The following is a 13113-nucleotide window of genomic DNA, read 5'->3' as shown; positions in this document are numbered from 1 at the left end:
GTTATTAAAAAGCCAACCAAACTTTACCATCTAAAGCCCATTTATCTTGGCGGGCAATATTAAACCAGCTTAAAATCTGCGCAGGAACATCCACATTTCTCGGAACAAGATTTCCAAGGTTTGTGTTATTAGGAGAACAAATTAAACTGTTATAGCTATTCCATTTATACTGGTAATCGGATTTCTGAGCACTTAAGGTCATATCGGCTATAAAAGGTCCTTGATCTCTCAGTTTTGAACCACTTCCCTCATTCATTGGCCAATAACCTACCAGATCCTGCCAATTCGGATGGCTAGCGTCAATTAGTGGAACACAGGCATATTGTTTAATTACATTCTCTGTTAATGCTTTCTTGAAGATTCTGAAGTCACATAGACTTACGTCGATTTTTCCAAATGCACCATCAATCTGTCCATCTACCCAGCCTACTCGTAGTGGCGCATTATTGTCAAAATTAGGAACTCCGGGAAGCTCAACTTCTTTAGCTGCAGGATTTGGAATGGATCCACCTACACCAGTAACACCAACGTTATTTGTAACGCCTAGGACACCATCAGTATAGATTCTTACATATTTCTTTTTGTTCGGCTTATATTCCACAACGGCCGTAAGATCGTGCCATGTTTCGCCGCTAAACTCTAATCCATTGATTTCATAGCCGTTTCTAAAATCGCTTCCACCTGAAATAAAGAATCTCCATCGGTTTTGCAATAAACTGAAATCCCAACCTGGACCTTCGTTATCTCCCCATCCGCTTTTCGCTTTCTTACCTAAGATAGAAGGCCATTGATAGTAATATTCTCCGCGAGATATGTTTCCTGGATTTCTATTTTTCTTAACCTTGACAGAAATAGTGAAACTGGATGTATCTCCAAAATTGAAATTACGAGAAATACTTTCACTAACTAAGCCCCGTACACCTTCCGGTGCTCCTAAAAAATTGACTGCTGACCCAGATACTGAAGTTCCTACGAAAGGTTTACCAATAAAAGTCTGGCTGGTCTCTTCGGTGTGAAATATAGTAAAGGTATTCGCATTGGTGTTACTAAAAATGGTTTTATCATCTAAGGCTGGTGACAAAGTAAACTGTCCTCCTTTATTAGAGGTAATAATAATTAGCCAATTTTCACGATCATAAGTCGGTCTTGCTTTTACTGTCTCTATGATCGCTCCGATACGAGTATCAAACTCAGTAATTGCATCTCTGTAAGGTGCAAAGGTTATATCATAGCCCGACGCTTTTCCTGCAGCATCTATTCCGCTAAATTCTCCTAGAACCAGCGCAGCTGTATCCGTTTTCAAAAAATCTACCATCCTTGATTTAACAGCTTCATCATTACCTGCAAAAGACTCAGAAACATCCATGCCGCTTGTCAGGTTCGCCTTAAATGTTTCTGAAGAAGCAAAACTAGCCATGCGGAGCTTAGGATTTATAGATTTTATGCGCTGGAATATCACTGGATAGTCCGACAGCTTATTACCTGCAAAATCTTCAGAAGCAACTCCATGCTTGCTTTGCCTTACGCCTGTAACTAAATCAGCCCAGTTTGCAGCATTGGTAGTACTTAAATCGTTTAAGCTATTCCAGCTATAAATCGACTTTGGTAACAATTTAACAATGTTCGCCGGTTGCATCGATCTAACTGAAGAGCCTCGTGCACCGTCAGCGATGATGTAGAGAATCTTTGGTTTTTTATAAGTAATATCCAAATTTGTTTCTGGTGCATCCGGAATCATCTTATCAAACTCACTATTACATCCAGTTGCTATCGCTATTACAAACAGCGATGCACTAATAATTCTGGCCTTTAACATGTTCATATGTTTTTAATTTATTCGGTTATTGATTGAATAGTAATTTCACCTTAGTTTAATAAGGTAATCCGTACGAGATTATAATAAAGCTGTTGATCGTCAAATCTATTGAAGTCTCCCATGATCAATAGAGCCCTCCTTCCATCTGCGGATTGTGTTTCATAGATATCGTTAATCTTATGAGCAGACCCAGTTACGTTGCCAAGATTATTATAACCCTGAGCCAGAGCACCAGTACCATCGGTAATTAGAAATCCAACTCTAGCCACTTTATCATAAGATTTGAAATCCCCACTGACTACAATCAGCCCATCATCAAGCTGCTTCGCATAGTAGGCTAAGCCACCTTCTATTGAGCCAACTTTAAAACTCTCATCAACAGAGCCGTCTTCATTTAACACAACGACTCCCGCCGCTGGCTTTCCATTAAATGACTTAAATCGTCCAGCCAATACGTATTTCTTTAATTTAACATTATAGTTCGCTGAAAAGATATAATCACTTGCGCCGGTTCCAGGATTGAAACTATTGTCTTTGGTACCATCAGGATTTAAACGCGTGATATAACCAGCAGCAACATCATCGAATCTGGTAAATTGCCCATAGCATAAGATTTTACCGTCAGCATGCATCAATGTAGAAGTTCTGCCTGTGCCACCTGCCCAGCTTTTGCCCTTTTGCCCTTTATAACCGACAGCGTTTTCATCGAACCTCCAGGTCCTATCTAAGGTACCATCTTCGTTAAAGCGAACCAATTGTCTTACTTCAACACTATCCAGCGCCGTACTGTCCTGGTACTTATAGGAGTTGATATCATATCTCCTAGATACATAATAATTGAAGTCCCCGCTGGCAATTAGTTTTCCATTAAACGTATATAAACTACGTATTGTACCACTTACTCCTCCATTAAACTTTGGAATATATTTAATCTTTTGGGTATAGGTCAATACAGAGGTAGTATCAATTGCTCCTCCAGTAGAAATACGCGTTATTCTACTAATATCTCCACGTTGTTGATATCCACTAAAATCACCAGCAATATAGTTCCAACCATTTAATGTTACCATTCCGAATAACTGTCCATTAGAAGCATTGCCCGCAGCATAAGATCTGTCCCAAGATCCATTTGGAGAAATTCTCACAATACGGTTGGTTGGTCTTACCGAACCACTATTATTATAACTGGTAAAATTACCAAGCAAATACAAGGTTCCATCTGGTCCTGGAACAGCTTTATTTACAGCACCATTTGTACCATTAAATGCTGTAAATGTGAAATCAACGGCTGCTTTACCAGATACTCTGAATCTCGGACCAAATACCAACTGACCATCAACAACAAATGATGTTACACCAGAACTCGCCTTTTCCGGAACAACCACAGTAATGGATTTGTCAGTCACAGATTTAATTTCAGCTTGCTGACCATTGAAGAAGAATGTTAGACTCTTCTCGTGCTCTTTCAATCCGCTTGCAGTAATAGTGACCAATGTACCCGGTTCACCTATTGAAGGACTCGGTAGCTGCTGGGCATTAGTTACAATACCCAAAGGTGCTCTTCCTCCTCCATAAGGGTCCTCAAAAACAGTCTTCTCTTTCTTACAAGAGCTGAAAAGCATTCCTGCGAAGAGAACAATTAAACTTGTATATTTCAATTTCATGATACTTGTTTTAAAATTTGTATATCCAACTCTCTTACTTACTTAACACTACGTCTCTTGCAAAATCATATCCAAGACCAAATCGATTTGCTGCTTCTTGATGAAACACACCCCCGATTTTTTCAGGTCCGTAGAAAACTGCAAGTACATGTACGACACCATTTGTTGGTTGGATGTCGGAAGTGGCCACTGCAGCAGAATTTAATTGCTGAGGGTTAGACGGATCAGGCAAAGTTGAAAAACTAAGTTGCCTATATCCCGTATATTTTACGCCATTAACTTCATTATATACTACACCAATATTTGCCAAATCTCCATTATATCCTTGATAGTAAGCGCCAGGAAAAAGTGCGCGTAAATCGAAATCTAGCTGCGGGTAATCTTTCAACCTCAATTTACCTTTAAAAACGTACTTTAGCAAGTATCTTCTCCAGATTTCAGTAGGAACGTCTGACAGCACTTTGATGGTGTCCTTGTTCTGATTGTACAACTCCTGATTTAAACGATTACCCATATTTGGCACATTTGTGTTAACGAGACCAATCGTTCTTCTAACCACCTCATCAGTTGGGGCGAAAAATGTAATATCTTCTTTATTGAAAACATCTTCCAGACCTGCTAGTTTTACTATTTGGGCTATGGTATCAAACTTATCATTGGATTGCAAATATTGCAAAACTGTTCCGTTGAAAACCGGGTCAGATTTCCCACCATCAATATAATAGTCGTCTTTGGCACATGATGATACTAAAGTAACTATCATCATAGTGCAGATCGCAAACGGTACCGTGTATTTCTTAAAAATATTTTTCATGCGCATAATTCAATTAGTTAAAGTCCAGTTCCTATCCAGTAATCATTTAGCCTCATCAAAGGATTGTTGGTTAACGCGGCTGCATCGATAGGCCAGGTCCAACCTCCTCTATTGAATTTATCAAATGTTAAGGGGTTCTCAACATACTGCCTATTCATAATACGCTTCGTCCTTACCAAATCAAAATAATGAGAACCTTCACCCATTAATTCCTTAGCTCGTTCCCAAAATATAACATCTTTAATATCACCCGCGCCAACAACAAATTCTGTGGCTCCTCTTTGCGATCTAACCATATTCAACTTGTCAGCAGCGCCGCTTTCATTACCTCTTTCAGCATAGGCTTCAGCACATAATAAAATAGCATCAGCATAACGCATGATGAGATAAGTATTGTCGGGATTGATGTCAAGACTAGGATTACTAGCGTCAACAAACGTGTTGTAAGCAAATTTCTTCAACTGAAAGGTTTCAGGATTTTGATCAAAAGGTGCCACAAACCAAGTTTCCAACCTCTGATCACCTGGATCAGGATATAACTTCAACATATACTCCTCAGTAAAAACAGCATTGCTGTATCTGTGGGTATACTCAGGTTGCTTATAAGGAAAGTGGATAAATACATCCGCAAATGGAGAATATGGGTTGGCTTGTGCAAATGGATTATCGGAATCATTATAATTTAACGTTCTGAACAATTCGAACAAGCTCTCCTCAGATCTTCCTTTACTCACGGTAGCCCACTGACTCAATGGCAACATTTTAAATGCATTGCTGGCGATCAATTCTTCACCCAAGGAAATGGTTTCGTCATAGTATTCCATCTTCCTGGAAGGATCAAAACCAGCGTTCCACATGTTCATATTCATAATCAGACCCACTACGGCACCACGACTAGCTCGAACCCCACGCTGGGACGGATCTGACATAGTCCAAGGCAAATCAGGCTTTGCTAATTTCAAATCAGCTATACACTTATTCAATACGGAAACCATATTTTCCCTTGGGAGTGGATCTTTCTGGTAAGCCGCGGTGTAATAAACTACGTCACCATAAAGCCTAACCATTTGAAAATAACAAAAAGAACGGATAAATCTAGCTTCGGCAATATATCGTTTCGTCTGCTCGGCATTTAAGGCAGGAATACCCTCTTGCACTTTTACCAACAATAAATTTGCGGCTTGGATGACCCTATAATATTCCTCCCAGTTAGTTAAATCCCTAAAATTATAACTAGACCAGTCCCTACCGTCTTGAACAGCTTCAAGCAACAGACGGTCATTAATTACAGTAGTCGGGATTACCTGCTTTACAGTACTGCCTTTCGGATCAGGAGCCTGTCTGGTGTGCCCCCCTATTCGACTAATACCTCTTCTAATTTCACCGCCTTGCACTGCTGGAATTGCTTCTCCCGAACGAAATTCTCCTGTGGCTCCAGCAAAAGAGGTACGTGTATATTTATCAAACAATCTACCATACATATCAGTGATATTGCTTTCAATATCATCAACGCTTTGATAAAAGTTGTTACCTGTCAACTTATCTATGGGAGTGATGCTCAAAAACTTTTTACAGCTATACTGTGAGCTGACCATCACAACTAATAGGCAAATAATAATCTTTTTCATGTCTTATGTTTTTCTGGCCTCTATTAAAATGTAACTACTAGTCCTAGTGTGTAAGTACGAGGATTTGGATATCCACTAGTGATGTCTCTTCCCAAATTCGTTACGTTTTCTGGATTAGGTCCCGAATACGGTGAGAAAGTCACTAAATTCGCAGTAGAAAAATGCGTCCTAATATTATTTACTCCAAGGCGTTTGGAGAATTTCTTATTAACATTATAAGCTAGCGTGGCCTGATTGATTTTAAAGTAACTTCCGTTTTCCTGCCATAGATCTTGTTCATTCCTGAAATTACCCATATATCCACCGTGGGCGTAGTCATAAACGTTTCCATAAGTCGCATCGTTATCGCCTGGTCCAGTCCAAATGTTTAAGGCTCCTGGAGGAGGCACAGTATTAGTACCAAATGGATCACTTAATAATCGCAAGCGAGCCGATAGTGCATTATTCAATATAGAACGAACAGCAGTATATGACGCATAGAAGTTCAACGTCCAATCTTTATAAGAAAATGTGTTACTGATCCCACCAGTTAGCAGGGGCTGTGTATTACCCAACACTTGCTTATCGCGATCATCGATTACATAATCTCCATTTGCATCCCATAATCGAGCATCACCGCCTTGGTAGGAGTTCAAATGACTTCCGTTGTTATTGTTTCTCAATCTTAAACCTGTTACAGGATCTACAGGAACATCAGATGTAGAACCATAAACTCCTTGATTGATGAAAAGATAATTTGAAAGGGCATTTCGACCCACTCTTTTAGCAATGAACTGTCCTGACCCTTGACCCTCTATAACTTGCCCGTTATATTCAGCTGGTAGGGACGTTAAAACATCATAATTCAGAGCTCCATTTACGGAAATATTCCATCTAAGTTTATAGGTACTTGGTAATGGCCTGCTTGATAGCGACAACTCGTATCCATAATTGGCAATACCTGCATCATTACTTAAATAGTTTGCAAAACCTAATGTATTAGATAATCTATTTCTAAACAATTCATTTTTGACATTTCTATAGTAAGTTTCAAAGATGACGTCTAATTTTCCATCAAAAAAACCGACATCTAATCCCAAATTGTATTGCACTACATTTTTAGGCTTCAAGACTGGATTAGGGATTTGGTCATAATCTATACCCACACGAGGTGCATTATTATAAAACCCATATGGATTAAATCTACCATAAATGTCTGTAAGAACGCCTTGTGGAAAAATATTGCGACCCCATGTAGCTCTGATAGCTCCATAAGTTAGCCAGTCAGAAGTTCCTTTCAACCAGTTCTCTTTGGTAAAGTTCCATTTCAAACCAATTGAAGGATTTTTTGAATAAGGATCATCCTGACCACTCGACGAGTTGCCTTCTACCCTATAAGTCAAATCCACTACGTATTTTTTCTTATAATCATAAGTGAATGCCGCAGCAACAGAAGCTTGATTTAAATCCCTGAAACTTCCGCTCAAAATACCTCCACCTCTGGAAAAATAACCGTCATAACCTAAAGGACCTTCAAACTGGTCATTTGGTAATCTTTCCAAGCGTGTAGCATTTTCCTGACTTTTTCTGATGTAAATCTCAGAGAACAAACTTGCGAAAAAGTTGTGATCTCCCACCGACTTAGTATAAGCAATGTTACTTCTATTGTATAAAACTGAGGAATAGGCATAGAAATTATATAAACTGGCAAACTGACTATTTGCAGCGGCCGGCAAATAACGCTCTGATGACTCAATTGTATAATCATAGTTACCAGACGTACCAAGATTCAAACCCGGCAAGATCTCGTAAGTGGCTGACATATTCGCTGAAATGTTTTTAGGACCAGCACTTTCTCTGATCTGTAAGGTAGTAAGTACGTCACTGGTTGCTAATAGAAATGATGGACCAGGCAATAATGATGATCGCTCACTACTAACTCCTACCACCCTTTGCAATACCCCGCTACCACTACCTGATTTTACACTGCCGATAGAACTTCTGATTTGTCCAAAGAAGCTCAATTTATTGGAAGGCTTAAATTCCATATTCATGTTCAAGCTATACCGCTCAAAACCTGTATTCTCTACGATACCATTTTGCGAATAGTAATTTAAATTAGTTTTGTAGTTAAACCGCTGATCACCACCATCAAACGAAACGTTATGTGTCATATTGTATTGGTCAGAATAAAAAAGATCCTGCCAGTTAGTGGAATTATTATAAAAGGCATTTAAACTGTCTGCCAAAAATGGAGTGTTTGAAACCCTATATAGTTGTTCAAACATACCATATTTATTAATCTGGTCTAACTTGAACTGACGTTCGAAACTCCCACCTAATGTCTCGCGAAGTTTGGGAACAGCGGACATATAATAGTTAGAGGTATACACTACTCTTGGAATTTCAGATTTACCGCGAACGGTCTGGATCAAGATAACCCCATAAGCACCCCTTGAACCATAGAGAGCAGTTGCCGTTGCATCTTTCAAAATCTCGATACTTGCGATATCCTCTTGTGGAATCAACGACAACGGACTAACCCCAGGACCTTGTTGATCAAAACCAAATTCAGAAGCCTTGTCTGCATCCATTGGCACCCCATCAATAACGTATAATGGTGAAGTCGGCTGTAAGAATGCATCATCGCCTGATCCGGTAGTCGCTATTGTAGAAAGACCACGAATGTTAGTGGATCCTCTCATACCTGGAGCACCAGTGTTATTTTGAATATTCAAACCTGCAACTTTACCTTGCAATAATTGCTCTACGTTGCCTACTGGCACATCCTGAATCTCTTGACGATTTACTAAAGCTGATGAACCAGTCGTTTGTTCACGTGTTCTCTTTTGATAACCACGAACCACAACCTCATTCATTTGATTTTTAGTTTCTTTCAAACTAACATTCAACGTAGTTTGGCCGGGTTTTAATGTAATTTTCTGTACGTCATAACTGATGTAGCTGAAAGTTAGGGTGGCACCCTCTTCCACAACGATCGAATATCGACCATTGGCATCTGCAGCGATAGTTCTAGGAGGTACTCCTGTAGTAATACTGGCATTGATCATCGGAAGTTTGGTTTCCAGATCAATCACCGTACCTGTTACAGTAATTCGTTTAGTTTGAGCCATCAAATCCTTGCATAAAAAAATGCAGCTGAAAAAAATTGATAGCAGAATAATTTGTCTTTTCATTGTATAAATTTTAATCATTAGGATTACTAGTCGTTTTCAAACTTAGGGTTCTTGTCTTTAAAGTGGAATACAATCTCCCAATCACCACGTTCGTAAATTTTGAAATTGCTGGAGATTCGCGCTGTCTTAGTTGTTCCACCAAATGCAATTCGGGAGTAAACTAGTTCTATTCTAGCGGAGTTACCATCTCCGTTGATACCTCCTGCAGTCCAACGAGTAGGTATCCTGGCTAGTGGAATTGGATAAGCAACAGTATACTCAACATGTTTGTCCGTCATCACGTAACCCAAGGCTGTGCCTGTTTCATTGAAGCCGTGAACCTGCTCGGCCCATTTTGTCTGGTTAAACATTACGGGGTTGATCTCTACGGAATCTTTATTCAACACCTTGAATCTTAACTTATTGCCATTAGGGTTGTTAGAAAACTTCCTAATATACATGTACACACGACCTCTTGTAGCACTTTTAACATCGTCCATAGGAGTGTTATCAATTGCCGCAGTAACATCACTTACTGAAGGATAGTTAAATACCCTAACCTTACCTGATGGAGTTGTTGTATTGGGCTTCCCAGTTATCGTGTTATAATCATCACTCGGTTCATAAGGAATATCTATTTGGGGGATGATTTGTAGATCTTTGATGATTCTGCTACCGCCAGAATTCGAGATTTTCACATCGAAATACCTTGTATCCTGAGGATAGGTTACGGAATCGGCTGGCTTAATTAGATCTTTTGTAGCGGTATACCACATGACTAAATCTCCTGAGCCCCTCAATTCTACCATCGGGCGATTTTCCAACTTACGTTTTGCTTCAATTTCGGCGATACTGGTTTCTTTGCCAGTATATTCTGATGTCCAGACCAAAGTCGGTTTTGAAACAAACATGTCGTTAGCATCTCTTCCATCTCCAAACCTAGCATTCAGTATCTGAAAGTTCATGGGGAAACTAGAATTGTCCGCGCTAAATGCATTGGTAGTAATCGAGGTTCTACCTAGTCTTGGTCTAAAAATCTTTGTATTATAATCAGCCTTTGCACTCAAGTAATCTGTCTCTTGTGGGAGGTCAAATATTTTACGGCAACCAGCAAAAGCAACTACTGTAGTTAAAAGTATTAATGCTTTATATTTAATTGATTCTTGCATAACATTATTTAATTTAAATATCATCCTCCCTTAGTCAAAAATTTCTCTAAAATTCATCGTCCATTCTGAAATTTGGATTACGCCAGCGCCATTGTTCTGAAGGAACACCAAACGATAATGCTTGTATGCTTTTGTGTTTACAAAATCATAAATCTTTTGCTGGTAGTTAGTCGTAAACTTTTGCTCTTGGCGAGTGTCTAGAACCGTCCATCTTTGTACCGGTGTAGTTGCAGGCGCTACTGGAATAGGATCATCAGTAGCCTCTACTCTCCAAGCTTTAGGGTCACGATCTATGTAAGTCTTACTATCATTCGCAGAAGTGATCGTATAAGAGTTCGAAATGGTTGGCACATCAGGCACCCAATTCATATAAATTTTATTATCCGTACCGAAGCTGTTCAACATTTTCGTCTGAAAATTGTTGTCCAATACCTTTATAAACTTCTCTCCAGGACTAGTTTGACCATCAAAACTATCCTTATTGTCCCAAGCGATAAACCAAGTACCACCTTTTGGGTAGGTAAACAAATTTGGTGGTGGTGGTACTAAAGTAATTCTGCTTACGAAATCATCAAATCCGAATACGTGGTCATTCCTTAATAAATGAACCATGCCATTTTTAGTCTTAATATTGACAGAAGTTGTAGTAGTTTTCGCCCAATTGGGTAAAAAGATGCTCCTTTTTGTGTTTGAAAATTCAATAATTGAAGAGCCTCCATTTTGCCAACCTTGTGCATCAGCGAATACCCGCAGACCATGCATTGGATAGTCTCCCCTGACACTAAAAATTGTCTGACCATCGCCTACAGAAAAGTCATTAGCAACAAAAATTTTCTTGATGATATATCTAGCCACTAAGGTATCTAGGTGCGAACTGTCAGCAATCGCTTTCGCTCTATCTCTTTTCGCCATACCAGGCAATACACCTTGAGCAATTTGGTTAAGATACATCGCAGGTTTGCCTTGAGCCCTACGCACATCATTTAAATTTTTAATAGCTATCTGAAAGCTTAAATTTGACGGAGCAAACAACGTTACCGCATCATTACTTACTATATCTTTCATTTTTAACTTATCGATCAAAAACAAAAGCGAATCATAAACACCAGGCTTACTTTTCAAGTATTCATACGTGTTTAAAGTGGTTTCATTCTCAGTATTAGGAGTATTATAATAACCTTCCTCACGCTTACAACCTGTTTGAAATATCAGTGCGGCAAACACAAATCCTAGAAGGGCCTTGCCGAATAAAATTGATTTTTTCATGTCTATCTATACTATATTACTTCCAATATGAATTTTGCGATAACAAGGGATTCTGATCAAGCAAATGCTTTGCAATCGGCCAGTAAATCCCACCACTGTTGATTAGTTGCATAAAAGCAGGATTAGATTGTTTGATTTTATGGTATCTGATCTGATCGTACCAATGCATTCCTTCACCCATAAATTCTTTTTGTCTTTCCTTAAAAATTGCATCAACCACATTCCCATGGGTGGCGAAGCTGTATGGAATATAATCGTTATCACGTTGATTCTGCAACCCCATGTGATCCACGTTATATCTTCGCTGTCTAACTCTATTTAAATCGTTTGCAGCAGCACCATTTTCACCCACCGCAGCATATGCTTCGGCACGTAATAAGGTGATATCTTCTAATCTGGTAACAACAATGGCACTTGAAAAGATCCTGAAAGTGGGATCAGTGCCTCCGTCTTGTATACATTTGATTTTGCTGAAGATCGGATATCTGCCAGTAAAATTTGTGAAATATAATTGTGATCTGGTCACGCCCGTAGTATCAATATTAAAGCGACCATCATTGGTTTCCTTGAAAATGGACAGAATAGAATCTTTAGGCACATACATATCCGGAACACTTTTATTTACGATAGGTTCAGCCAATGTCAATGACTCGATATTCCCCCTGTAACTTGCATCCTGATGGCCATAAACGAAGCCAAAGCCAAACAATTGCTCGCTATTTTTATCGAAGAATATCCCTCTCCTATCCGCAAGCCTGGCAGTAGAGATAAAATTCAAGCCCCCTCTACCAAAGTCATTGATCACTGTACTTGCATAGTTGATTACATCAGAGTATTTACCTTGCCATGCAGCAACATGAGCAAGCATACCATAAACTGTATGTTTCCTTACTAAAGCACCTGCCCACCTTACTTCGGACTCATTGTAATAGTTTCCTGGCTGCAGTTGATCATTTGCACTGTATTTGTAAGGCAATATTGGCGCTGCAGCCAACATCTCTTCCTGTACAAATTCAAGAATTGCCTGTTTATCTGATCTTTTACGATTTTCGAATTTGCCGTCTCTAGAAGACACAATGAATGGAACATCGCCCCATATCCTAACCATGTAAAAATAGGCAAATGCACGCAGAAATCTGACCTGGGCAATGTCAATCTGCATATTATTCTCTGTATAACGGGCATCTTTAGCTTTCACCTCGCCTATACGTTCTAAAAAAATATTAGCAGAATTGATAATGCGGTAAAACAACGTCCAATCTGACAAATCACGAATTACCTCGTGAGATGCATTCAGGTCATTTCTCATAATAGCCTTTAAATCCTGACGATTGGGGCTATCGAAATTACCCATACGCATATCTCCGTATAACCAATGGCGTTCTTGATCAGCCAGTGCTGCACGTGTCAACCCGTAAACCCCCATAAGTGCGGACCTCGAGTCCTCTATGGTGTTCCAATAGTTTTCCTCACTCACTACCCTGGTTGAGTTAATATCTAAGGTCTTTTTACAGCTGCTGGCAAGCAAACCAAAACAGACAAGACTCAGTAAAATTATTTTTTTCATTTCCTCGATTTATTAAGGTATTCGTTATTATTTC

The 13113-nt window shown here is 39.3% G+C and carries 8 protein-coding genes; all 8 read right to left on the bottom strand.

What is annotated here, in order from left to right; all coding sequences use genetic code 11:
• Positions 1-4: 4 nt before the first annotated feature.
• The 8 genes from WAE59_RS12175 to WAE59_RS12140 are packed head-to-tail and all read right to left on the bottom strand — an operon-like array spanning position 5 to position 13079.
• Complete coding sequence (locus WAE59_RS12175; RefSeq protein WP_337856236.1) at positions 5-1816, bottom strand: DUF4983 domain-containing protein; 1812 nt, start codon at positions 1814-1816, stop codon at positions 5-7.
• 50 nt (positions 1817-1866) lie between these two features.
• Positions 1867-3480, bottom strand: coding sequence for a DUF5008 domain-containing protein (locus tag WAE59_RS12170; protein WP_337856235.1), 1614 nt, complete (start codon positions 3478-3480; stop codon positions 1867-1869).
• A gap of 34 nt (positions 3481-3514) precedes the next feature.
• Positions 3515-4294, bottom strand: coding sequence for a fasciclin domain-containing protein (locus tag WAE59_RS12165; RefSeq protein WP_337856234.1), 780 nt, complete (start codon positions 4292-4294; stop codon positions 3515-3517).
• A gap of 17 nt (positions 4295-4311) precedes the next feature.
• Positions 4312-5922 (bottom strand): RagB/SusD family nutrient uptake outer membrane protein, encoded by a 1611-nt coding sequence (locus tag WAE59_RS12160; RefSeq protein WP_337856233.1) that lies wholly within the window; start codon positions 5920-5922, stop codon positions 4312-4314.
• A gap of 23 nt (positions 5923-5945) precedes the next feature.
• Positions 5946-9098 carry a SusC/RagA family TonB-linked outer membrane protein gene (locus tag WAE59_RS12155; RefSeq protein ID WP_337856232.1) on the bottom strand — a complete coding sequence of 1051 codons (3153 nt, stop codon included), beginning with the start codon at positions 9096-9098 and terminating at the stop codon, positions 5946-5948.
• 26 nt (positions 9099-9124) lie between these two features.
• Positions 9125-10246 carry a DUF5007 domain-containing protein gene (locus WAE59_RS12150; RefSeq protein WP_337856231.1) on the bottom strand — a complete coding sequence of 374 codons (1122 nt, stop codon included), beginning with the start codon at positions 10244-10246 and terminating at the stop codon, positions 9125-9127.
• Positions 10247-10276: 30 nt separating this feature from the next.
• The gene (locus WAE59_RS12145; RefSeq protein ID WP_337856230.1) at positions 10277-11512 is read right to left on the bottom strand and encodes a hypothetical protein; all 1236 of its coding nucleotides are present in this window, start codon (positions 11510-11512) and stop codon (positions 10277-10279) included.
• A 16-nt stretch (positions 11513-11528) separates the two neighbouring features.
• Positions 11529-13079 carry a RagB/SusD family nutrient uptake outer membrane protein gene (locus WAE59_RS12140; protein ID WP_337856229.1) on the bottom strand — a complete coding sequence of 517 codons (1551 nt, stop codon included), beginning with the start codon at positions 13077-13079 and terminating at the stop codon, positions 11529-11531.
• Positions 13080-13113: the final 34 nt, after the last annotated feature.

This window comes from Pedobacter sp. GR22-6 (genome assembly GCF_037402555.1).
GTDB lineage: Bacteria > Bacteroidota > Bacteroidia > Sphingobacteriales > Sphingobacteriaceae > Pedobacter.
This window is presented reverse-complemented; position numbering and strand designations above follow the sequence as displayed.